15 protein-coding genes and 1 tRNA gene are annotated in these 23,219 nt (G+C 60.5%); 6 read left to right on the top strand and 10 right to left on the bottom strand.

Going from position 1 to position 23,219, the window contains the following annotated elements:
• Positions 1 to 40: 40 nt before the first annotated feature.
• Together GM668_RS10735 and GM668_RS10730 are read right to left on the bottom strand one after the other, a co-directional pair.
• Positions 41 to 2,167 (bottom strand): FAD-dependent oxidoreductase, encoded by a 2,127-nt coding sequence (locus GM668_RS10735; RefSeq protein ID WP_155438947.1) that lies wholly within the window; start codon positions 2,165 to 2,167, stop codon positions 41 to 43.
• A 12-nt stretch (positions 2,168 to 2,179) separates the two neighbouring features.
• Complete coding sequence (locus GM668_RS10730) at positions 2,180 to 3,385, bottom strand: acetyl-CoA C-acetyltransferase (RefSeq protein WP_155438946.1); 1,206 nt, start codon at positions 3,383 to 3,385, stop codon at positions 2,180 to 2,182.
• 83 nt (positions 3,386 to 3,468) lie between these two features.
• Here GM668_RS10730 and GM668_RS10725 point away from each other — a divergent pair, with 83 nt between their 5' ends.
• A complete protein-coding gene (locus tag GM668_RS10725; RefSeq protein WP_170305590.1) occupies positions 3,469 to 4,116 on the top strand; it encodes a TetR/AcrR family transcriptional regulator in 648 nt (215 codons plus the stop codon).
• A gap of 26 nt (positions 4,117 to 4,142) precedes the next feature.
• On the opposite strand, the gene GM668_RS10720 is transcribed toward GM668_RS10725, so the two are convergent.
• Entirely contained in the window at positions 4,143 to 5,237 is a 1,095-nt protein-coding gene (locus GM668_RS10720) for a HupE/UreJ family protein (protein WP_155438944.1), read from the bottom strand.
• Positions 5,234 to 7,381 (bottom strand): YHYH protein, encoded by a 2,148-nt coding sequence (locus GM668_RS10715; RefSeq protein WP_170305589.1) that lies wholly within the window; start codon positions 7,379 to 7,381, stop codon positions 5,234 to 5,236. Before GM668_RS10715 ends, GM668_RS10720 begins: the two co-directional genes overlap by 4 nt.
• Before the next feature lie 193 nt (positions 7,382 to 7,574).
• Here GM668_RS10715 and guaD point away from each other — a divergent pair, with 193 nt between their 5' ends.
• Positions 7,575 to 9,020, top strand: a complete 1,446-nt coding sequence (gene guaD / locus GM668_RS10710) for a guanine deaminase (RefSeq protein WP_155438942.1) — start codon at positions 7,575 to 7,577, stop codon at positions 9,018 to 9,020.
• Between the two features lie 3 nt (positions 9,021 to 9,023).
• Here the strand turns inward: guaD and GM668_RS10705 are convergent, their stop codons facing one another.
• Both GM668_RS10705 and GM668_RS10700 read right to left on the bottom strand, forming a co-directional pair.
• The gene (locus GM668_RS10705; protein ID WP_155438941.1) at positions 9,024 to 10,550 is read right to left on the bottom strand and encodes a spermine/spermidine synthase domain-containing protein; all 1,527 of its coding nucleotides are present in this window, start codon (positions 10,548 to 10,550) and stop codon (positions 9,024 to 9,026) included.
• Positions 10,547 to 11,152, bottom strand: a complete 606-nt coding sequence (locus GM668_RS10700; protein WP_170305588.1) for a fused MFS/spermidine synthase — start codon at positions 11,150 to 11,152, stop codon at positions 10,547 to 10,549. Before GM668_RS10700 ends, GM668_RS10705 begins: the two co-directional genes overlap by 4 nt.
• A 160-nt stretch (positions 11,153 to 11,312) precedes the next feature.
• Between GM668_RS10700 and GM668_RS10695 the strand changes: the two genes are divergently transcribed.
• Positions 11,313 to 12,440, top strand: coding sequence for an acyltransferase family protein (locus tag GM668_RS10695; RefSeq protein ID WP_155438940.1), 1,128 nt, complete (start codon positions 11,313 to 11,315; stop codon positions 12,438 to 12,440).
• A 30-nt stretch (positions 12,441 to 12,470) separates the two neighbouring features.
• Here GM668_RS10695 and GM668_RS10690 read toward each other — a convergent pair.
• Positions 12,471 to 12,546, bottom strand: a tRNA-Arg gene (locus GM668_RS10690).
• A gap of 187 nt (positions 12,547 to 12,733) precedes the next feature.
• Here GM668_RS10690 and GM668_RS10685 point away from each other — a divergent pair.
• On the top strand, positions 12,734 to 13,279 hold the full coding sequence (locus tag GM668_RS10685; protein ID WP_155438939.1) for a c-type cytochrome: 546 nt from the start codon (positions 12,734 to 12,736) through the stop codon (positions 13,277 to 13,279).
• A gap of 136 nt (positions 13,280 to 13,415) precedes the next feature.
• Here GM668_RS10685 and GM668_RS10680 read toward each other — a convergent pair whose 3' ends face one another.
• From GM668_RS10680 to GM668_RS10670, 3 genes are all read right to left on the bottom strand, one after another.
• A complete protein-coding gene (locus GM668_RS10680) occupies positions 13,416 to 15,470 on the bottom strand; it encodes a M13 family metallopeptidase (protein WP_170305587.1) in 2,055 nt (684 codons plus the stop codon).
• A 128-nt stretch (positions 15,471 to 15,598) separates the two neighbouring features.
• On the bottom strand, positions 15,599 to 17,659 hold the full coding sequence (locus tag GM668_RS10675; protein ID WP_170305586.1) for a M13 family metallopeptidase: 2,061 nt from the start codon (positions 17,657 to 17,659) through the stop codon (positions 15,599 to 15,601).
• Positions 17,660 to 17,674: 15 nt separating this feature from the next.
• Positions 17,675 to 19,879, bottom strand: a complete 2,205-nt coding sequence (locus tag GM668_RS10670) for a TonB-dependent receptor plug domain-containing protein (protein WP_155438938.1) — start codon at positions 19,877 to 19,879, stop codon at positions 17,675 to 17,677.
• Positions 19,880 to 20,464: 585 nt separating this feature from the next.
• Between GM668_RS10670 and GM668_RS10665 the strand changes: the two genes are divergently transcribed.
• Both GM668_RS10665 and GM668_RS10660 read left to right on the top strand, forming a co-directional pair.
• Positions 20,465 to 21,910, top strand: coding sequence for a S41 family peptidase (locus GM668_RS10665; protein ID WP_155438937.1), 1,446 nt, complete (start codon positions 20,465 to 20,467; stop codon positions 21,908 to 21,910).
• A gap of 129 nt (positions 21,911 to 22,039) precedes the next feature.
• Complete coding sequence (locus tag GM668_RS10660) at positions 22,040 to 23,161, top strand: beta-ketoacyl-ACP synthase III (protein WP_155438936.1); 1,122 nt, start codon at positions 22,040 to 22,042, stop codon at positions 23,159 to 23,161.
• The last annotated feature ends 58 nt before the right edge of the window (positions 23,162 to 23,219 follow it).

Here is a 23,219-nt window from a genome sequence, read left to right as displayed (position 1 = left end):
TTACTGTGGCAACCAGGTCGCATCAGCCATTGGCGCACTATCAGCGCGGCGGATAAAACGCCTGGCCATCAGCCGCCATGGTTTTCAGCAGGGCCGGTACGGCAAAACGGGGCCCGTGGCTGGCCGCCAGACGTTCGCAGCGCTGCACAAACCCGGCCGCGCCCACCGTATCGATTTCACTGAGCGGGCCGCCCCGGAATGGCGGGAACCCCCAGCCCAGGATGGCGCCCACGTCGGCATCGCGCGCGTTCATCAACACGCCTTCTTCCATGCAGCGCACGGTTTCCACGGCCTGCACAGTGATCAGGCGCTCGACCAGCTGCGCCACGTCCGGCTGTACAGCGGCGCGCGGATATTGCTCCGCCAGGCCAGGCCACAGGCGTTTGCTGCCGCCATCCGGATAATCATAAAAGCCCTGGCCAGCCTTCTTGCCGATGCGGCCCAGTTCCACCATGCGCGCCGCCACTTGATGCCCTGGCCGGGGCTGATAGGCGGCGCCCAGGTCGGCGCGGGTCTGGCGGTCGATTTTGACGATCAGTTCACTGGACACTTCATCCGTCAGCGCCAGCGGCCCCACCGGCATCCCCGCCTGCAAGCCCGCGTTTTCAATCAAGGCCGGCGCCACGCCTTCGGCCAGCAGCGCCAGCCCTTCCAGCACATAGGTGGAAAATACGCGGCTCGTATAAAAACCGCGCGCGTCGTTGACGACGATCGGCGTCATGCCCAGCGCCTGCACAAAGTCCAGCGCGTGCGCCAGCGTTGCCTGGCTGGTTTGCCTGCCGATGATGACTTCCACCAGCGGCATCCGGTCCACGGGAGAAAAGAAATGCAGGCCGATGAATTGCTCCGGACGGGAGCTGGCTTCGGCCAGGCCGGAAATCGGCAGCGTCGACGTATTCGATGCAAGGATGGCGCCGGCAGGCATCACCGCTTCCGCTTTGCGCGTCACGTCCGCTTTCAGGGCGCGGTCTTCAAACACGGCTTCAATCACCATTTCGCACTCGGCCAGCTGCGCATAATCCGTGGTGGCGGTGATGCGCTCCAGCAGCGCCTGCGCCTGGTCCGGCGCAAGCTGGCCCCGCGCCGCCTGTTTTTCCACCAGCTTGTGCGAATAGCCTTTGCCCTTGTCAGCCGCAGGCTGGTCGCGGTCGATCAGCACCACGCGCATGCCCGCCCTGGCTGCCACATACGCAATCCCCGCGCCCATCATGCCAGCGCCCAGCACGCCGACCTGGCTGTAGCGGCGGCGCGGCACATCCGGCGGACGGGAGGCCAGCTTGTTGGCTTCACCCATGGAAAAGAACAGCGAGCGGATCATGTTCTTCGCTTCTTTCGACAGCACCATTTGCACGAAGTAGCGCGCTTCCACGGCCAGGCCCGTGTCGATATCCACGTTCACGCCTTCATACACGCACGACAGGATCGCTTGCGGCGCCGGGTAATTGCCCCACGTTTTTGCATGTGTCATGGCATTGGCCGCCATCAGCACTTGCTGCACGGCGGGGCTGGCGACCGCGCCGCCCGGCACCTTGTAGCCTTTGACATCCCATGGCTGCTGCACGGGCGCCGTTTGCGCCAGCACCCATGCGCGCGCCGCCGCCACTTCTTCGCCCGCCGGCGCCACGGCATGGATGATGCCCAGCTTCAGCGCCTCGCCTGCCTTCAGGCGCTTGCCTTCCAACAGCAGCGGCAGCGCTTTCTGGATTCCCGTCAGGCGCGGCAAGCGCTGCGTGCCGCCGCCACCCGGCAATAAGCCCAGCGTCACTTCCGGCAAGCCAAAGCGGGCTTTGGGATTATCCGCCGCGACCCGGTAATGGCCTGCCAGCGCCACTTCCAGGCCGCCGCCCAATGCGGAGCCGCCCAGCGCCACCGCGACCGGCTTGCCGCACGTTTCCAGCTTGCGCAGCGCGCGGTGCAGCGCCGTTACCCGCTCCAGCAGTACCGCCGCCTGGTCCGTATTCAACAGCCATTCCAGGTCGCCGCCTGCAATAAAGTCCGGCTTGGCGGACGTCATGATGGCGCCTTTGACGGCATCGTCTTGCACGACGCGGGCTATCGCCTCAAACAGCGCCGTGCAGCTGGCTTCATTGAGCACATTCTGGCTGCGGCCCGGCATATCCCAGCACAGCGTGGCAATGCCGTCCGCATCGATCGTCACATTGATCATGGTATGTTCTCCTTACAGGCGTTCAATGATGGTGGCAGTCCCCATACCGGCGCCGACACACAGCGTCGCCAGCCCCGTGGCGGCATTGCGGCGCTCCATTTCATCGAGCAGGATGCCGAGGATCATGGCGCCCGTGGCGCCCAGCGGATGGCCCATGGCGATGGCGCCGCCATTGACGTTGATCTTGTCGTGCGGGATGGACAGCACATCCATGAAGCGCAGCACGACCGACGCAAACGCTTCATTCAATTCCCACAAATCGATATCGGCCGCGCCCATGCCGGCCCGCTTCAGCGCCTTTTCCGCCGCATGGCTGGGGCCCGTCAGCATGATCGATGGTTCTGAACCGACCGACGCAAAGGAACGGATGCGGGCGCGCGGTTTCAGGCCGGCGCGCTGGCCTGCCTCGCGGCTGCCGAACAGCACGGCGGCAGCGCCATCGACGATGCCGGAACTGTTGCCCGCATGGTGGATGTGCCGCACGCTTTCCAGTTCCGGATAGCGCTTGCGGATCACCGCATCAAAGCCGAATTGCTCGCCCATGTCGGCAAACGACGGTTTCAGCGCTGCCAGCGATTCGGCCGTGGTGTGCGGCCGCACGGTTTCATCGCGCGTCAAAATCGGCAAGCCGTTGACGTCCACGACCGGCGTGACGCTGCCGTTGAACCACCCGCTTTCCCATGCGTGATGGGCGCGGCGGTGGCTTTCCGCCGCATACGCATCGGCGTCCAGGCGGCTGTAGCCATACAAGGTGGCGATGGCGTCAGCGGAAATCCCCTGCGGCACGAAATGCGTTTTAAACGCGATTTGCGGATCCACCGGCCACGCCCAGCCGGATGACCCCATCGGCACGCGCGACATGGCTTCCACGCCGCCGCCCACCACCATGTCGGACTGGCCGGACATCACTTGTGCCGCCGCCATGTTGCACGCTTCCAGGCCCGACGCGCAAAAGCGGTTGATTTGCACGCCCGCCACGGTTTGCGCATAATCTGCAGCCAGCGCGGCAATGCGGCCGATGCACGCGCCCTGTTCACCCACCGGTTCCACGCAGCCCAGTACCACATCGTCGACCAGCGCCGTATCGAGCCTGTTGCGCGCGGCCAGCGCGCGCAGCGCGGTTTCCGCCAGCCGCAGCGGCGTCACGCCATGCAGCGAGCCATCTTTCTTGCCTTTGCCGCGCGGCGTGCGCACAGCGTCGTAGATATACGCTTCCATCGTCTCCTCGCCAAAATTGGTTATGTGACCTAATTTTTATAGGTATGTTGACCTATTTTAGGGGAAAGCGCAATAATGTCGCCATGAATATGAAAACCGCACGTCCTGCCCGTCCTGCGCCCCCGTTGCGCGGCAAGGAATCCAATACCACGACCAAGGGCTATGAGCGCTCGGCCGCCATCATGGAAGCGGCCTACGCGATCCTGGCCACTGAGGGCTATGCGGGATTGTCGATGCGCAGCATTGCGCAGCGGGTCGGCGTCAGCCTGTCGAACGTGCAGCACTATTACCCCAGCCGCGACGCGCTGATTGAAGCGCTGCTGGAACTGACGTTCACCACGTACCAGGCGGACATGGACCGCATCGTGGCGGGCATGGAATCGCCGCAGCTGCGCTTTGCCGGCGTGATTGATTACTTTCTGGAGACGCTGCGCGACCAGATGCAAAGCGGCCTGTTTTTTGAAGTGGCGGCGCTGGCCAACCGCCATGCCGTGGCGGCCAGCATCTTCGACACGATGCTGACGCGGGCCCGCAAGAATTTGCGGCGCCTGATCCGCGACATCGACCCCGCCATGGCGCCCGCGCAATGCGACTTGCGGGCCGCGCTGATCGTGTCGCAACTGATCGGCGGCATGGTGTTCATTGCCGATACGCGCCCCAAACATGATGAGCTGGCCGGACTGCAGCAAGAAATGGCCGCCGCCATCCGGCGCATCGCGTTCGGTACCTGAAGCGGCCTGTCGCCGCCTGGCGCTATTCAGGCCAGCGTGCGCTGCACCAGCCACACCATGCCGGCGCAGGCGGCCAGCACGGAACTGAGTTTCACGAAGCGCGCCTGCCAGCGCTGATCCAGCCAGCGGCCCACCAGCTTCAGCGCCAGCAGCACGCACGCAACAAATACCACCTGTCCCGCCTCGACGCCCACATTGAAGGCAAACAGGCTCAATGCGCGGTTGCTGGCCGACAGGCCCATTTCCACCAGCACGGCGGCAATCCCCAGCCCGTGCAGCAAGCCGCACGCAAATACCAGCCATGGCCGGTGCCGGGCCGACGCGGGCCCGCGCCACAGGTTATCGACAGCCATCAGCACGATGCTGAGGGCAATCAGCGGTTCGACGACGGCAGGCGGCGCGCTGACATAGCCCAGTGCCGACGCCGCCAGCGTGATGCTGTGCGCAATGGTGAAACTGGTGACGACAGCGAGCCAGTAGCGCCAGCCGGCGCCCACTACCAGCACCGTCAGCAGGAACAGCAAATGGTCCGGTCCCTGCAAAATATGCTCGGCGCCCAGCAAGGTGAAATCCTGGAACACGGCCCACGGCCCGGCAAAATACTGGTGGCTATTGCGTTCGCGCGACAGCACGGACAATTCCGTCTCTTCGCCGCGGATCACTTGCAGCGCCAGCTTTTTACCGGCCGTCGCATCGGCATGGAACATGCGCACCGTGACGTGCGGCGCCGTGACGGGACCATCCCACTGGTAGCGCCGCAGCAGTGCAAATTCCGCTTCGCCCTGCCCTGCTTCCACGCTGGGGCTGGGGTGGGACAGCAGCATGTCTTCAAACAGCACGCGGCCAGGCTGGCCGCTGCTGCGGATGTCGATCATCGCATTGAGCTGCGTGCTCAGCATGTTGCGGTGGGCATTGATTTCCGCCGCGCTGATCAAGCCATCATGGTTGTCATCGAAACCCGCCAGCGCGGCGACGGGAATCGCGATCGTCACATACGCGGAATCGCCAACCAGCCGCACGGCGCCCTGCCCGGACGGCATCAGGTGCGCCATGGCGGCCGGTGCGGCCAGCATGGCGCACACCATCAGCCATGCCAGCCGCCACGTGATGCCAAACATCATTTACCACCTGTCGTCGAGGAAGCCGTGCCTTTCACGCAGCGCTGGATGTAAGGGTAGCCGTCCGTGATGTAGTAGTGGTAAATCCCGTTCGGGAATTCCGGCGTTACGCCCGTGCGGCCATTGCACTCATCGAGGTCGCCCAGGCCCGCCACGTATTCGTAATCCTGCGTGAAGGTGCCCATGGCGGCAATCGACGTCGATGGACGTCCGCTCGATGGCGTCGTCTTCATGCGGTAGCTGGACGTCATGATCTTGACGCCGCTGGTGGCGTCCGACGCGGTCTTGTAGCCGTAGCGCGCATAGATCGGGAAGCCGTCGACGGCAAAACCGACCAGGGTCATGGTGGACGTGCCCTTGCCCAGCTTCGTGATGTATTCTTCCGGCATGCCGTGGTAGTGGTACGCGCCATCCGGCTGCACGTGCGCATTGTTGGTATCGGTGCCGAACTTGAAGTACGTCTGGTTCAGCGCTTCGATTTTCCATACGCCTGCATTCTGGTAGCTTTCCGCCGTCGATGGGTCGTACTTCACGCTGTTCATCGCATAGCCGAGGATATGGTCGACAGCCGTGCCCGTGGTGCTGACGACAGCCGGCGTCATCGTAGTCTGGAAGTCCACCGTGATCTGGCCGATGGTGTTCGGGTTGCCCGAATTCGGGAACGTGCCGACTTTGTGGTCCGGCACGCCGTTGCCCGTGAAGCGGCGCAGCGTGCTGGTGCACGATACCGCGGCGGTGCTGGCCATGCCCGTGGTTGGGTTGGTGGTGCTGTTGGTATAGCTGCAGTAAACGCCCGCCGTGCTGCTGGTGCCGGACGTCGTGGTGCCGGCTGTCGGCGTCACGCTGACGCTCGATGACGCCGTGCCGCTACCGGCCGAGTTGGTGGCCTTGACGCTGCAGCTGTACGCGGTGCCATTGGTCAGGCCCGTCACGGCAATCGGGCTGGCAGTGCCGGTACCGGTCTTGGTGGCGCCGCCGCCCGTGCAGCTGGCCGTATAGCCGGTAATGGCGGCGCCGCCATTTGACGCGGGCGCCGTGAACGCAATGCTGGCGCTGGTATTGCCCGCCGTAGCCGTGCCGATGGTAGGCGCGCCCGGCGCCGTGACCGTCGGCGTGTTCGGATTATTCGGGTCGGACGGCGTCGTCGTACCCACCGGCGTCACGGTCACCGTGCCCGATGCGGCGCTGTTGCCTTGTGCATTGGCGGCTTTGACGGAACACGTGTAGGCCACGCCATTGGTCAGGCCCGCCACCTGCAATGGGCTGGACAAGCCGGATCCCGTCTTGCTGACGCCGCTGGCGCTGCACGTGGCGGTATAGGCGGTAATCGTGCTGCCGCCATTCGATGCGGGCGCCGTGAAGGCAATGCTGGCGGTGCCGTTGCCGGCCGTGCCGGCGCCTATCGTGGGTGCGCCCGGCACGGTGTTGCCGGCAACGCGGTTAATTGGCGTATAGCGGATGCCGTTGGTAATCGACGGCAGTGTATTGTTGTAATTTTCCGTACTACGGGAAAAGTTGAACAACACGTTGTCGACGCTATCGAGCTTCCTGTCGAGAACATCGATCCAGTACGCTTTACCTGCCGCTTCCGGCTCCCGGTGCAGCACATTGGTGTAAAACGCCGTCACCAATGCCGAGTTGGTGGGATTGGTCCCATACAGGCTCTTGAATTCAGGCGAGCCGGTAAACGCGGCCAGCACGACGCTCATGGGGTTGCCGTAGTCCAGCACATTGATCCAAAAGCCCAGCCCGGGTTCATCCGGCACGCGGTTAAAGGCCGCCTGGTACAGGCGATACGCGATGCCCGGGATGCCATCAACATCGAGGGCAATATTGGTGTCGGCAAATTGCAGCCGCTGTGTGCGCGTGACCGTCACTGTGCCGTCGTTGCCTTCCGTATCTGTCACGGTATAACCGCTGCCGCTGGCAGCAATCGTGTAACGGCTCGCATTGCCGCCAAAGACGACCGTCGATACGCCATTGGCCGCAATGTCCGTCGTGGGTGCGCCCTGCACCGCGCCGCCCATCAGCGTGCGCACAGCGTTGCCGGCACTGGTAGCGGTCGAATCGGAGCCGCCGCAGCCCGTCAGCAATACTGCACAGGCAGCTACCACAGCGCCCGCCCCCGGACTCAATCGCATTTTCATAGCTTCCCCCATGGATTATTTCCACTCATTATCGATTGGAAATATGGAGAAATTATGCACAGCGACGCATCTGTTGTTTATCCGCACAACATATCGCCATAATTAATGACACATAATCAATTGAATATAATGCGATATTCACACTCCTTTAAATTTTGCGACGGCATTCATTTCTGCCAAAACAAATTTAAAAATGGAGACTTATAAAGTGAAACTTTCTAAATGCTATAAAGCTTTAATTGCCGCTGCTGTACTAACATTAACTACCCCTGCTTTTGCGCAATATCAAACGACGGCTTATCGGGCATCGATTTTGCACTTTGTCGATGATCCCGCCGTCAGCCAAACCCCTTACGAATACTATGAAGATGGCGTACTGGTCGTCGGCACGGACGGCAAAGTCAAGGCGGTCGGCCCTGCCAACACGGTCCTGAACAATTATCCCTATATTCAAGTGGTCGATTATTCCGGGAAAATATTGATGCCCGGATTTATTGATAGCCACGTGCATTATCCTCAAACGGAAATGATCGCTTCTTTTGGGGAGCAACTACTGGATTGGCTGAATACTTATACTTTCCCCACTGAACAGCAATTCTCGAATAAAACTTATGCAAAAAGCGTCGCTAAAACATTTATTAATGAATTAGTACGGAATGGCACAACGACGGCACTGGTATTCGGCACTGTCAGCCCGAATTCCGTCGATGCCTTGTTTGAGGAAGCGCAGACGCGCAATATGCGTTTGATTGCCGGCAAGGTCATGATGGACCGCAATGCGCCGGACTACCTGCTGGATACGCCGGCCAGCTCGTATACGGACAGCAAGGCGCTGATCCAGAAATGGCACAAGAATGGCCGCGCGCTGTATGCCGTCACGCCCCGCTTTGCGCCGACGTCCACGCCGGAACAGCTGGCCAAGGCCGGTCAATTGCTGCGGGAATTCCCGGACGTGTACATGCACACCCACTTGTCTGAAAACAAGGCGGAAATCGCGTGGGTGCAGTCGCTGTTCCCGTCATCGACCGGCTACCTGGACGTGTATAACAGCTTCGGCCTGTCGCGCAACCGCTCCGTCTATGCGCACGGCGTGCATTTGCGCGACGATGAATTCCAGTCGCTGGCACAGACGGGCGCCGCCATTGCCTTTTGCCCGACGTCGAACATGTTCCTCGGCAGCGGCCTGTTCAACCTGCAAAAGGCGGAACAATACGGCGTGAAAGTGGGCCTGGGCACGGACGTGGGCGCGGGCACCAGCTTCAATGCGCTGCAGACCATGAATGAAGCGTACAAGATGACGCAGTTGCGCAAGGCGTTTGTCGATGATCCAAGCACGGTCAATCCACTGAAAGCCATCAAGGCGTATTACCTGGCGACCCTGGGTGCGGCGCGCGCGCTGAGCCTGGAAAACCAGGTCGGCAGCTTCAAGATCGGCAACGAGGCGGACTTTGTCGTCATCAACCCGAATGCAACGGACTTGCTGAAGTTCCGCATGCAAAAGACCAATACCATTGAAGACAAGCTGTTTGTGCTGCAAATGCTGGGCGACGACCGCGCCATCCAGAACACTTACGTGATGGGCAAAAAGCAGACCGTCAACGGGTATGGTTCGGGCTACTACCAGTACACGTACAACTAAGCTTCATTGCCTGGGCGCCCAGCCCAGGTTTTTCAGCAGGCTGTCGCCATAGCGGAACTCGGTCAGCATGTTCTGGTCCGTGATGGTTTCCAGCCTGCGCCCCGCGCGGCGTGCAAACACGGCTTCATCATAGCGTTCATAGCGCTGGAAATCTTCCCGCACCTTGGCCGCCACCTGCGGCCGCGTGATATCGACCAGTGCGCCCACGCGGCGCACTGCCTCGCCTTCGTCCGGCAGCGCCAGCATGTCGCCTGCCACGACGAAATTACGCATCTTGTACACGTTGCGGAACACGCCAGCCGCGGTCTTGTAAACATCCGGCGCATCCGTGCTGTTAAACGCAATCACACCGCCGGGCCGCAAATGGCTGCGCGCCACGCGCAGGAAGTCGTCGCTGAGCAGCATGGTGATATAGGCGCGGTAGTGGAACGTGGTATTCATGACCAGCAAGTCGTAATGTTCACCGGGATGCCGTTTCAGCCAGCGCCGGCCGTCGTCGAAATGCATGGCAATGCGGCGATCGTCCAGTACCGGCCGCACGGCGTCATAGCGGCGGATCACGTCCACGTAGCCGGGATTGATTTCCAGCACGTCGACGTGTTCCACACCGGGGAAATTGGCCAGCACGCGCGTCCACGATCCCGCACTCATGCCCAGCACCAGTATGCGTTTCGGGCGGGGCTGCACGGCGGCCAGCATATAAACGCGGGAAATCATGTTGCTGTCCACCATGTAGTCCGTATTGACCCGGCCATCGTACGCATTGCCGCCATAAACGATGTCGCCCAGGTCGCCGCCGTCGAGCAAATGCACGATGCCATAGCGGTTTTCCACCGCGCCTTTATAGGCATGGCCGCCCGTGTCCATCGCCGCCACCAGCCGGCCCAGCAACGCATCGGGTATAGCGGTGACAGCAGCAATGGCCAGCGCCGTACTGGCGGCCCATGCAGGGACGGCCCGCCGCCCGCCATCCGCCTGCAGGCAAAAGGCGGACACCATCAACGTGGCGCCCGCCATCAGCGCGAGGCTTTGCTGCAACGTGCACAGCTGTAGCACGATAAAGCCGGTCACCAGCGGCCCCAGGGTAGAACCGGCGATATTGGCGAAATACACGCGCGACACGGACGAGCCCACGCTGTCAGTGCTGGCGGAGGAGCCAAGGTGGTGGGCAATGGGAAAGATCATGCTTTTCAACAGCGCCGTCACCAGCACGCACAGCATCAATGCCGCCGTACCGGCGCCGCGCAGTTGTGCAAAGGCAGCCACCACCAGCCAGGGGAACAGCATGTCCGTGCTTGCCGCCACCAGCAGGATGACGGCCGCCACGCGGAACAAGCCCGCGTGGCGCGTGCAATAGCGCTTGCCCCAGCCGGCCCCCAGCGCTATGCCCAGCAAGTACAGCGCAAGGATGGCGCCAAACGCTTGCGGCGCCCCGCGGTAAATAAAGCTGGCCATGCGCACCCACAGGATTTCCTGGCTCAGGCTGAGGAAGCCCATGAAAAATGATAGCCAGCGCGCCGCCCCTTTCATACCGTCCTCCTGCGGTAGCCCACGTACACGGAGCCGGACACAATGAAATTACCTGCCGCCGCCACGTAAATCGACTGGTCCAGCGTCAGGTAGTGGAACAGCAGCACGCCAGCCGCCAGTGCGCCCAGCGCGGCGCCCATGGTATTGGCCCAGTACAGCGTACCGATCGACAGGCCGACATTGGCATTGCTGCGGAACAGGTGGGCCACCAGCATCGGCAATGTGGCGCCCATCAGGCTGGCAGGCAGCAGGATCAATAGAAAGTTCGCCGCCGCAATCACGGGCAGGCTGCTGTGCAGGAAGCGTGCGCCCACGGCAGGAATCAGCGCCGTGCTGGCAAGGCCGAACAGGCCGATGCCCAGTTCGCACAGCGCGAACAATTGCACGGTACGGTGGCCCAGCCGGTCCGCCAGCTGTCCGCCGGCCAGTGCGCCGCAGCCCAGGCCCAGCATGAAGGTGGAAACAATGATGGTGATGGATTCAATGTCGACGCCAAAGGCGCCAAACAGCAGACGCTGCCAGGCGACCTGGTAAATCAGCGCCGATACACCGGACAGGAAAAAGACGCCGAGCAGCAAGGGCTGGGAAGTTTTGCCGGGCACGCGGACTCCTGGGTTGGTTGGCCAGAGTACTGCCCTTCATTTTCACATCATCCGGCCGTTGCGCATAGTTCCCAATTGAATGAAAGACCGCTACTGAAGAGTTAAAATATCAAAAATAACAATTTGCAAAGCATTGCAAAAAATGAAATGCGGGGAAACTATGCAATGGCTTGCCGGACAATTTGAACTCTCTCGCCATGCCAATGGCCGCAACTTGCGCCCGATGGAAGGCTTGCGCGGCTTTGCCGTGTTTCTTGTCTTCCTGGTCCATTACGCGACACTGATCTCGCCATGGGCCAGCCCGGGCTCAAAACTGGCCGGCGTGCTCGATATCGTGCACGCGATGGGGAATGCAGGCGTCGACCTGTTCTTTGTGCTCAGCGGCTACCTGATTTATGGCTCGCTGATTGCGCGGCCGCAGCCCTTCCTGCCATTCATGTGGCGCCGCGTGGTGCGCATTTATCCGGCGTTTTGCGCCGTATTTGCGCTGTACCTGGCGCTGTCCTTCCTCCGCCCGGAAGACAGCAAGATTCCGTCCGCTCCACTGGCAGCCGCGATCTACGTACTGCAAAATTTCTTGCTGCTGCCGGGGCTGTTCTCCATCAAGCCCATTATCACGGTGGCCTGGTCGCTGAGCTATGAAATGTTTTATTACATTGCCATGCCGTTTGTCATCGGCGCGCTTGGCTTGCGCCGCCGCAGCAGCGCCGTACGGGTCGCGCTGTTTGCGGTGGCAGCAACTGCCATTGCCGGATATTGCCTGCTCCACGACGGGCACGTTCGCCTGATCATGTTCATCGGCGGCATCTTGCTGCATGAAGCGCTGCGCAAGCCGCCGGTGGAGGCGCCGCATAGCAGCGCCTCCTTGTTCTTGCTGGCGGGCGCGCTGGCCATGACCACGCTCCCCATCCCAGGTGCTGCCGGCTACACCGCCAAGATCGTCACGCTGTTTTTTGTGTTCCCTGTCGTCTGCTACACGTGCCTGCTGGCGCCCCGGGCCTGGCTGACCCGGGCATTTTGCTGGACCCCGCTGCGCTGGCTGGGCAACATGAGCTATTCGTATTACCTGATGCACGGTCTCGGCTTGAAGTTCGGCTTCCTCGTGCTGGCCAGGGTGATGCCGCATGCGGCGCACGAATCGGTGTTCGCGGCGGTGGTCTTGCCGGTGATGTTCGTGCTGACCTTGCTGCCATCGGCAGCGCTGTTCTTGCTGGTGGAACGGCCATTTTCGCTGGCTACGCCCGTCAAGCAGGGCGGACAGGTCTTGCCGCAGCAAATGCAGGCTTAAACCGGGATTTGGGGAGGGAAAACAGGGAACTGGTGCGGCTGGCGGGGATCGAACCCACAACCCTTGGCTTCGGAGGCCAATACTCTATCCATTGAGCTACAGCCGCGCTGGAAGGATGAAACCCCCGAAGGATACCGGGTCTGGTGCCGTATGTCCACGAAAAGTGTCTCTTTTGCACCTTTGCACGTCCACTACCAATTCTTTACGACTATAATCCCTCGTTTGGCGCCCTAGCTGTTCCTGCAATAACAAACACGCCGACGCAAGTTTCGAAACTGTTACCAAGGAAATTCATGAGCCACGATTCTCCGATCCGCACGCCCAAGCAACTTGCAGCAGCCGTTATCGGCTTTTTTGCCGTCACCATTATCGGCATTGTGCTGCTGGTGCAATATGTCACCAATACCAAACTGACGGGCGCCGGCTCCGAAGGCCAGACTTCGCAAGCCGTTGAAGCGCGCTTGCGTCCTGTTGCCGATGCTGGTTATACGCTGAAAGATGCCAATGGCCCGAAAGTGCTGCAAAGCGGCGAAGCCGTGTACACGGCAACGTGCCAGGCTTGCCACGGCACCGGCGCTGCCGGTGCACCGAAAGTCGGCGACAGCGGCGCCTGGGGCCCGCGCCTGGCACAAGGCCAGGACACTGTGATCAAACACGCCCTGCAAGGCTTGAACGCCATGCCGGCCAAAGGCGGCAATCCTGACCTGGATGACGTGGAAATTGCACGCGCCGTGGTCTACATGGCCAACAAATCGGGCGGCAAGCTGAAAGAACCGGAAGTACCGGCCCCAGCCGCGGCGCCCGCTGCATCGGCTGCGGCTGAAGCGCCAAAATCCTGAGCGCTACGCGCGCCGGAACAAGCCGCCCTCCGGGGCGGTTTTTTTTTGCGCAACGCTTGTTGCAAATCCGGTTGGTGCCCGGCACCGTCATAAAAAAAACCGCCCCGGAGGGCGGTTGCGGTGAGGCTGGGAATACTTACCAGATAATCACGCGGTCTTTCGGCGGCAGGTACATCTTGTCGCCATCTTTGACCTTGAACGCTTCATAGAAGCCCGGCTGGTTGCGCATCGTGCCGTTGGCGCGGAACTGGCCTGGCGAGTGCGGGTCGGTCTTCACGCGCTTGATCATTTCCGGATCACGCATCTTGCTGCGCCATACCTGGGCAAAGCCCATGAAGAAGCGCTGGTCGCCCGTCAAACCATCAATCACCGGCGCCGGCTTGCCCTTCAGCGACAGTTTATAAGCCTTGTAGGCAATCGCCACGCCGGAGTTGTCGGCAATGTTTTCACCCAAGGTCAGTTCACCGTTGACGTTGTAGCCAGGCAGCGGGCTGAATGCGTTGTATTGCGCCACCAGCGCCTTGGTCTTTTGCGCGAAGTTCTTGCCGTCCGCTTCCGTCCACCAGTTGCGCAGGTTGCCGTCACCGTCGTACTGCGAACCCTGGTCATCGAAACCGTGGCTGATTTCGTGGCCGATCACGGCGCCGATACCGCCATAGTTGACCGCGTCATCCGCATTCGCATCGAAGAACGGCGGCTGCAGGATCGCGGCCGGGAACACGATTTCATTCATTTCCGGGTTGTAGTACGCATTGATCGTCTGCGGCGTCATGCCCCACTCGTCGCGGTCGATCGGCTTGCCCAGTTTGTTGATTTCCTTGTTGTAGTCGGCCATGTTGGAACGGACCACGTTGCCCACCAGGTCGTCCTTGGACACCACCAGCGCCGAGTAATCGCGCCACTTGTTCGGGTAGCCGATCTTCGTCGTGAACTTGGCCAGCTTGGCTTGCGCTTCTTTCTTCGTTGCCGGGCTCATCCAGTCCAGTTTGTCGATCGATTGCTTGTACGCGACCATCAGGTTTTTCACCAGCGCTTCCATGCGCGCCTTGCGCTCGGCCGGGAAGTGTTGTTCCACGTACAGCTTGCCCAGCGATTCGCCCAGCGCGCCTTCCACCGTCGCGACACCGCGCTTCCAGCGTGGACGCATTTCCTTCGCGCCCGACAACGTCGCGCCATAGAACGCGAAGTTTTCATCGACAAAGGCTTTCGACAGGTACGGCGCATAGGCGCGGATGGTTTGCCACGTGAAGTACGCTTTCCATGCGTCCAGCGGCGTGGCCGCCAGGATGTCGGACACGCCTTTCAGGTACGACGGCTGGCTGACGATCACGTAGTTGACCTTGCCCGTCACGCCCAGGCCCGCCAGGTAAGGCGTCCAGTCGAAGTTCGGGGTCAGTTCATTGAGCTTGGCAATTTCAAACTTGTTGTACGCCTTGACCGGGTCGCGCAGTTCGACCGGGGTCCACTGTACTTTGGCCAGTTCCGTTTCCAGCGCCACGATGGTCTGCGCCTTGGCGGCAGCATCCTTGTCACCCGCCAGCGTCAGCATGGCGGCCACGTGCTGCTGGTACTTGGCCAGAATATCTTTCAGGCGCGCATCGTCCTTGTTCAGGTAGTAATCGCGCTCAGGCAAGCCCAGGCCGCTCTGGAAGAAGTCCACCACGTATTTGGTGGAATCCTTGTTGTCCTGGTGAACCGCGCCTGCGAACGGCGCCGACGTGCCAACCTTCGCGAATTGCGCCATCAGCGCAGGGATTTCTTTCTTGTCTTGCAGTGCGGCAATTTGCGCCAGCTGGCCGTTCAGCGGCGAAATGCCCAGCTGTTCCAGTTTGGCTTCATCCATGAAGCTGGCGTAGAAATCGCCAATGCGCTGTGCATCCGCGCTGGACTTGGGATTCGCGGCGGACTGCTCAATGATGGCGCGCAGCTGTGGCTGCGTGTCTTCGTGCAGTTTGACGAACGAGCCCCAGCTCGACTTGTCCGCCGGGATTTCCGTCGTGGCCAGCCATTTGCCGCTCAAGTGGGTAAAGAAGTCATCCTGCGCGCGCACCGCAGGATCGATATATTCAACGGCGATGCCGGAAGTCGGCTTCGCTACGGATTTGGCAGCGGAAGCGCCGGCGGCGCTGGCTTGGCCAGTGGCGGTTGCCAGCAGGGCCAGGGTCAATGCACTGAGCAGATGTCGGTTCACAGGTGAATGTCCTTCGATTAATTGTCGTACCGGCTTATGACCGGGTTTAAAACTGTAGCACAGCGGGAAGACACAAAGATAGCAAAAGAGCCACTTGCGTGGCCCCTTTGCTGCACAAACTGTGCAAATTACCAGATGATGATGCGATTTTCTGGCGCAACGTATAACTTGTCGCCTTCCTTCACGCCAAACGCTTCATAAAAGCCCGGCTGGTTCACGACCGTGCCGTTGGCGCGGAACTGGCCCGGCGAGTGCGGGTCGGTTTTCACTTGCTTGATTTGCTGCGCTTCGCGCATCTTGGTGCGCCATACCTGGCCAAAGCCCATGTAGAAACGCTGCTCGCCCGTCAGGTTGTCGATCACCGGCGCCGGCTGGCCATGCAGCGACAGCTTGTACGCCTTGTATGCAATGGCCAGGCCCGAGTTGTCCGCAATGTTTTCACCCAAGGTCAGCGCGCCATTGACGTTATAGCCCGGCAGCGGGCTGTAGCCGTCATACTGCCTGGTCAGCGCATCGGCCTTGGCCTTGAATTTCGCACGGTCTTCAGCCGTCCACCAGTCGCGCAAATTGCCGTCGCCATCGGACTGGCTGCCCTTGTCGTCGAAACCGTGGCTGATTTCATGGCCGATCACGGCGCCGATCGCACCATAGTTGACGGCATCATCGGCTGCCGCGTTGAAGAATGGCGGCTGCAGGATGGCGGCCGGGAACACGATTTCGTTGGCGGTCGGGCGGTAATACGCGTTAACGGTTTGCGGCGTCATGCCCCACTCTTCGCGGTCCACCGGCGCACCCAGCTTGGCGATATTGCGCTTGTAATCGAACTCCGCCGCGCGGCGCATATTACCCGTCAAGTCGCCCGGCACGATCGACAGCGCACTGTAATCGCGCCACTTGTTGGGATAACCGATCTTGGTGGTGAACTTGGCCAGCTTGTCTTGCGCTTCACGCTTGGTTTCCGGGCCCATCCAGTCCAGCTTGTCGATGCTGTCCTTGTACGCTGCCATCAGGTTTTTCACCAGCGTTTCCATGCGCGCCTTGCGCTCGGCCGGGAAGTACTTCGCCACGTACAGCTGGCCCATGCCTTCGCCAATTGCGCTTTCCACCGTGGCGACACCGCGCTTCCAGCGGGGCGGCTGCGCCGTCACGCCACTGATCACGCCTTCATAAAATGCGAAGTCTGCATCAGCAAACGCTTTCGACAGATACGGCGACGCATCGCGCAGCAATTGCCATTCAAAATATGCCTTCAGCGTGTCGAGCGGCGTGGCATCGACCACTTGCGCGAAGCCCTTCAGGTAGCTGGGCTGGTTGACGATCACGTAATTGGTCTTGGTGGCCACGCCGGCTTTGCCCATTGCGTCGAGCCAGTCATAGCCGGGCGCCGTCTCGCCCAGCTTGGCAATCTCGGTCTTGTTGTAGCGCTTCACCGGGTCGCGGTTGTCGACTTTGGTCCACTGCACTTCCGCCAGCGCGGTTTCAAATTCCAGAATCGCTTGCGCTGCCGCTTCCGGCGCCTTGTGGCCCGCCAGTTTCAGGATGTGGGCCACGTGCGCCACATACTTGGTGCGGATGCCGGCCAGGCGCTCGTCATCTTTTTTCAGGTAGTAATCGCGGTCCGGCAAACCCAGGCCGCTTTGCGATACGTACGCGGCATTCTTTTGCGAGTCGCGCGCATCGGTGCTCACGTAAACCGCATAGGGCGTCGACACGCCGATGCGCGTCAGGCGCGCGATCAAGCCGGGCAAGGCTTTCTTGTCCTTGATGCCGCGGATCTGGCTCAACTCGCCCGACAGCGGCTTGATGCCCTGCTTTTCCAGCAGCGCTTCATTCATGTAGCTGGCGTACAGGTCGGCGATTTTCTGTTCATTGCTGCCGGCCTTTTGTTTGCTGGCTTGCAGGTCTTCGATAATGGAGCGCAGTTGCGGCAACGTGTCGTCGCGCAGCTTGGCGAACGAGCCCCAGCTGGATTTGTCTTCGGGGATTTGCGTGGTCTTCAGCCACTCGCCGTTCAAATGCTGGAAAAAGTCATCCTGAGGACGCACCTTGGCATCGATGTACTGGATATCGATGCCCGACGTCAGCGCGGCCGGCGCCGATTGATGTTCACGTCCTTCATGCGCGAAGGTGGCTGGCCCATAGGCAGCGAGCAGGCTCATAGCCAGGGTGCTCAGCAAGATGCGTTTCACTACAACTCTCCTTTGTCAGAACTTGGTTTCCAGCCGCGCGCTCCACACCGTGTAAGTGGGATTGACCGTACTGGATAATTTTGCAACGCCCCTAGTGGTAACCAGGTTATTGCCGGTGGCGTCATCGGCCAGCATATTACTCGCAGACAGGCGTATTTGGGTCAGCGGCGTGGCTTTCCACAACACGTAAGCGTCCAGCACGCGCTTGCGGCTCACTTCCACCACTTGTTCCGTTGACGTTTGCACACGGATCGCCGGCGTCCAGTTAAAGCTGGCGCCCAACGTCAGCGGCACGTCCTTCATGCGGTAATCCACGCCGATATTGCCGGTCTGCTTCGCTTGCTGGTCCAGCCGATTGTCCGGGCCGGGAATGCCATCCACATTCGACCAGAAGCGGCTGTAATTGGAGCGGAAATCTATCGCTGGCGCGTCAGGGAACAATTCCACCAACTGGAACTTCGCTTCCAGTTCGATGCCTTTGGTCTTTGCATGGCCGACATTCGATGGCGTCGACACCCAGCGCACGGAACCATCAGGCGCCGTATATGTGGTCAAGGTGCGGCGGATCAAGTTATCGATATCGCGCACAAACGCACTGGCCGACAGGATGCCCGCGCGGCCCAGGTAGTGTTCATACGCGACATCGAAACCAGCCGCCAGTTCCGGCTTCAAATTCGGATTGCCGGTGCGGTCAGGACGCGTCGCATCATTGTTGCGCGACAGGGCGGGCAGCGCGATCAAGTCCTGCACGTTGGGCGACTTATAACTTTTCGTCCAGCTCATGCGCACCTGGTCGCGTTCCTTGCCGGGGATGCGCCATACGCCGTGCAATAGCGGGGAAAACACGCTGCTGGTATTGGACACGGTGCCGGCGCTGCGGTCCGACGTGGTGCGGATGCCTTCCCAGCGCGCGCCCAGGTAGACGCTCCACTGCGGCGTGATATCCCATTCATCCTGCGCAAACACGGCCACGCGGCGCGTGTCGGCAGTCAGGTTGTCGCCCGAGTCGGCAAATTGCGACACGCCGTTTTTATCCAGCGACACGCGGGTCTGTGCGCGGTGGCTGGCTTCCAGATCCCAGCCTGCCGCCAGCAAGTGGCCCTGGCCCAGCGGCGACGTGTATTTGCCGCCCGTATTCAAGCCGCGGTCGCGCGAATTGTCCGTATCGAGGAAGCGGTTTTCAAAGGCGCCTGTACCATCGTATTGATAGCGCCGCACGTCGCTGTCACGCTGGCCCAGGCCAAACCCGAATTTCACGTCCAGCTTCGATGCGCCTTGCAGCCGGTGGATCCAGTTGCCAAAGCCGCGCACAAACGTATTGCTGGCGTGCGACTGCGTATAAGCCGTCGCGTATTCCGCAGGCGGCACGCCAGGCAGCGCGACCGGCTGGTTCAATTCACTGGTGGCGCCCGTATCGCTGCGCATGGCCATCACGAACGTCTGGAAATTGACTGTGTCGCCGTTATCGAACTTGTACGACAGGCGGGGCGCCAGATGCAAATTCTTCGACGTGCCGCTATTGTCTTCATCCTGCATTTGCAAGCGCTCCACCGTGCCGTCGGCGCGCGTGTCGGTGCTGACGGTATGGCCCACGTTGTGCTGGCGGTTGACGCCCAAGGAACCGGTCAGCGTGTAATTCAACGCTCCCTCTTTGCCCGGCAGCGTCACGGACAGATTCGGCGTGTGCAGGCCCTGCTCCACCGAATCCGCCAGCTTCACCTGGATGTCTTTTTGCTGGTAGCCGTCGCGCAGCACGATGTTGATGGTGCCGGCAATGGCGCGCGTGCTGTGTTCCGCAATGGGGCCGCGCATGACTTCCACGCGCTCCACCTGGTCCGGCGACAGCGATTCCATGGAAAAGCCGGCCGGAGGGCGTTCGCCATTGACGAGGATTTGCGTATAGCCGTTGCCAAGGCCGCGCATGCGCACATCGCCGCCACGGCCCGGACGGCCGCCGCCGATGGTCACCCCCGGCAAGCGTTTCAGCACGTCACCGAGGCTGGTATCGCCATTGCGGTCCAATTCTTCGCGGCCATACACTTGCTTGCCCGCCGTGGAATTGCGGCGCTCATCCATATCGCTGGCGCGGGTGTTGGAGATCGTCACTTGCGGCACCACTGGCTGTGCCGGCGTCTTCCCCTCATCCTTTTGCTGCTGGGCCAAGGCATGAACGGGGGCGCCTATTAATGCCAGGCAGGCAATGGGGATCAGTTTGCTCATGGAATTTCTGGGGATTGCAGTCCGTGCGGCCGGGGCTGGCTGGAGCAGTCTGGCTGGCTCGGGAGAGTGTGCCGCGCACGCATTGTAATCGCGTGCGGGCCTGCAGAGCCCGTTTGTTAACGGGTTTTTACTTTTCGATACACGTCGTTTTTCGCAGCAACATTCAGTGCAGGAATCCACAGCCGTACTGCGTGTTTTGCCGCAGCGCTGCTGTCAAATCAACAGCTCAGCCGCCATGGCCAATTTAAAAAAAAGCCAGCGCGGGCGCGCTGGCGGAAAACCACTACAGGGTAGAGAGAATTACAAGGCCAGTGTAGGCCGCGTCCGCTTGCCCTTCCTGTTTTCTTACAATTGCTTACCGTCGTGAATAGACCATTTACAGAACTGATAAACCGTGGAAAACGAAATGTTGAGAGGCTGTCAAACTTTCTCTTGTTGATACGTCATTTGTGTGGCGCGGCAGGCTTAAAAGTGCCTGAAAAGCGAATGAAATTACGCACAGGCTACTCAGGTTGCCCAAAATCAGGTTTATACTGAATTCACCGCAATACCATAGGGTAATGCGTGCTTGGATACAGGTGAAACATGGGCAAGAAACTCAAGAATACCGGGCTGGTTGGGCTCGGTGTAGTGGCCGGCATCGCCGTTTCGTTGCAATTTTCCGCGATGGCGCAGCGCCCTGCCGATCCCGCCCTGCCGCTGGAAGAATTGCGGCAGCTGGCCGACGTGTTTGGCCTGATCAAATCCGATTATGTGGAACCGGTCGAAGACAAGAAATTGCTGACCGAAGCCATTACCGGCATGGTCGCATCGCTCGACCCCCACTCTGCTTACCTCGACAAAAAAGCCTACGCTGAATTGCGTGAAGGTTCGCAAGGCAAGTTCGTCGGCCTGGGCATTGAAATCGGCCAGAGCGAAGATGGCTACATCAAGATTGTCGCCCCGATTGAAGACTCGCCTGCTTACCGCGCCGGCATCAAGGCTGGCGACTTGATCACACGGCTTGATGCCACGCCCGTGAAAGGCTTGAGCCTCGATGAATCCGTGAAAAAAATGCGTGGCGAGCCGCACAGCAAAGTATCGCTGACCGTGCTGCGCAAGGATGAACCGGAACCGCTGGTGTTCCACATCACGCGTGAAGAAATCCACCAGAAAAGCGTGAAGGGCAAGATCGTCGAACCAGGTTACGCGTGGCTGCGCATTGCGCAATTCCAGGAACCGACCGTCGATGACCTGGCCGCGAAAATCACGGAACTGTACAAGCAGGATCCGCAAATGAAGGGCCTGGTGCTGGACTTGCGCAATGATCCGGGCGGCGTGCTGCAAGGCGCAATCGGCGTGGCGGCAGCATTCCTGCCGCGCGATGCCGCCATCGTGTCCACCAATGGCCAATTGCCGGATTCGCGCCAGACATTTTACGGGCGTCCGGAATACTACTTGCTGCGCAATGAAGGCGACATCCTCGCCAAATTGCCGGCTGCCGTGAAGAATGTACCGATGGCGGTGCTGGTCAATACCGGTTCCGCATCGGCCTCCGAAATCGTGGCAGGCGCGCTGCAGGATTACAAGCGCGCCACCATTATCGGCACGCAAACGTTCGGCAAAGGTTCCGTGCAAACCATCCGCCAGTTGACGGCCGATACAGCGGTCAAACTGACGACGGCGCGCTACTACACGCCAAATGGCCGCTCGATCCAGGCCAAGGGCATTACGCCGGACTTGCAGGTGGAAGAAAACGCCGATGGCGATGGCTTGAATGCGCTGCGCTTGCGGGAAGCAGACTTGTCGAAACACTTGACCAATGACCGCGACCAGGAAGCCGCCAAGGCCAAGCGCGATGAAGCGGAAGAACAGTTGCGTATCTTGATGGCGGAGCGCAAGCGCAAGCCGCTGGAATTCGGCAGCGGCGACGACTTCCAACTGCAGCAAGCGCTGAATCATTTGAAGGGCCTGCCCGTGCAAACGGCCAAACAGGATTCCAAGCTGGTGCAGGCCGATCCTGTACCCGCAAAAACTCCCTTGAAAAAATAGCCAATGTTGTGACAATAGATAGCCAGCACCCAAACGGCGTCCCAGCGGGCGCCGTTTTACCTTTCCGGCTCGTCGCATCGTGTAAAATTTCTCGGTCAGGCGACCGCCTTTTAAGAAAGATTACAAAATATGAAACAAGTCGTCATCAGCGGCACCGGTCTGTTTACCCCGCCATACTCGATTTCCAACGATGAACTGGTGGAGTGCTTCAACGCGTATGTGGAACAATTCAATGCCGACAACGCGGACGCTATCGCGGCCGGCACCGTCACGGCGCTGGAGCCATCGAGCTCCGCTTTTATTGAAAAGGCGTCCGGCATCAAGGCGCGCTACGTGATGGAAAAGGAAGGCATCCTCGATCCGAAGCGCATGGTGCCGCGCATTCCTGAGCGCAGCAATGACGAACTGTCGCTGCAGGCGGAAATTTGCGTGAAGGCGGCCCACCAGGCGCTGGACCGCGCAGGCCGCACGCCGGCCGACATCGACATGGTGCTGGTCGCATGCTCGAACATGCAGCGCGCCTATCCTGCCATGGCGGTGGAAGTGCAGCAGGCGCTGGGCATCGATGGCTATGGCTTCGACATGAACGTGGCCTGCTCGTCGGCCACGTTCGGCATCCAGACCGCCGTGGCGGCCGTGCAAAGCGGCCAGGCCCGCGCCGTGCTGGTGCTCAATCCGGAAATCACCAGCGGCCACCTGGACTGGCGCGACCGCGACAGCCACTTCATCTTTGGCGACGCGTGCACGGCCATCGTGGTGGAGGCCAAGGATGCGGCAGTGTCGAAGCACCAGTGGGAAATCCTCGACACCAAGCTGAAAACCAGCTTCTCGAACAATATCCGCAACAACTTCGGTTTCATGAACCGCTTCGATGAAAGCGGCGTGGGCCAGCCGGACAAGCTGTTCAAGCAGCAGGGCCGCAAAGTGTTCAAGGAAGTGTGCCCGATGGCCGCCGCCATGATCAAGGAAAGCATTGCCCGCACCGGGCTGCAAGTGGAACAGTTCAAGCGTTTCTGGCTGCACCAGGCCAACCTCAGCATGAACCAGCTGATTTCCCGCACCATCCTGGGCCGCGACGCGGAACCGCATGAATCGCCAGTGATCCTGGATACCTATGCCAACACGTCGTCGGCCGGCTCCATCATTGCATTCCACAAGCACCAGGATGATTTGGATACCGGTGCGTTGGGTGTGATCTGCTCGTTTGGCGCCGGCTATTCCATCGGCGCTGTCGTCGTACGCAAGCTGTAAAAAACCTCCATCGCATGCCTGTGCTACCCTTGAACGGTTGTCCACCGTTTAAGGGTAT

This window comes from Pseudoduganella ginsengisoli (genome assembly GCF_009720865.1).
GTDB lineage: Bacteria > Pseudomonadota > Gammaproteobacteria > Burkholderiales > Burkholderiaceae_D > Rugamonas > Rugamonas ginsengisoli.
Note: the sequence above shows the minus strand (reverse complement) of the source record. Positions and strands in the feature narration are given on the sequence as shown.

Bases quoted from the DNA above. Each gene is read 5' to 3' on its own strand.
- GM668_RS10660 (WP_155438936.1), top strand. From the start codon at position 22,040: ATGAAACAAGTCGTCATCAGCGGCACCGGTCTGTTTACCCCGCCATAC.
- GM668_RS10735 (WP_155438947.1), bottom strand. From the start codon at position 2,167: ATGATCAATGTGACGATCGATGCGGACGGCATTGCCACGCTGTGCTGG.
- GM668_RS10670 (WP_155438938.1), bottom strand. From the start codon at position 19,879: ATGAGCAAACTGATCCCCATTGCCTGCCTGGCATTAATAGGCGCCCCC.
- GM668_RS10665 (WP_155438937.1), top strand. From the start codon at position 20,465: ATGGGCAAGAAACTCAAGAATACCGGGCTGGTTGGGCTCGGTGTAGTG.
- GM668_RS10730 (WP_155438946.1), bottom strand. From the start codon at position 3,385: ATGGAAGCGTATATCTACGACGCTGTGCGCACGCCGCGCGGCAAAGGC.
- GM668_RS10715 (WP_170305589.1), bottom strand. From the start codon at position 7,381: ATGAAAATGCGATTGAGTCCGGGGGCGGGCGCTGTGGTAGCTGCCTGT.
- GM668_RS10720 (WP_155438944.1), bottom strand. From the start codon at position 5,237: ATGATGTTTGGCATCACGTGGCGGCTGGCATGGCTGATGGTGTGCGCC.
- GM668_RS10705 (WP_155438941.1), bottom strand. From the start codon at position 10,550: ATGAAAGGGGCGGCGCGCTGGCTATCATTTTTCATGGGCTTCCTCAGC.
- GM668_RS10685 (WP_155438939.1), top strand. From the start codon at position 12,734: ATGAGCCACGATTCTCCGATCCGCACGCCCAAGCAACTTGCAGCAGCC.
- GM668_RS10725 (WP_170305590.1), top strand. From the start codon at position 3,469: ATGAATATGAAAACCGCACGTCCTGCCCGTCCTGCGCCCCCGTTGCGC.
- GM668_RS10695 (WP_155438940.1), top strand. From the start codon at position 11,313: ATGCAATGGCTTGCCGGACAATTTGAACTCTCTCGCCATGCCAATGGC.
- guaD (WP_155438942.1), top strand. From the start codon at position 7,575: ATGGAGACTTATAAAGTGAAACTTTCTAAATGCTATAAAGCTTTAATT.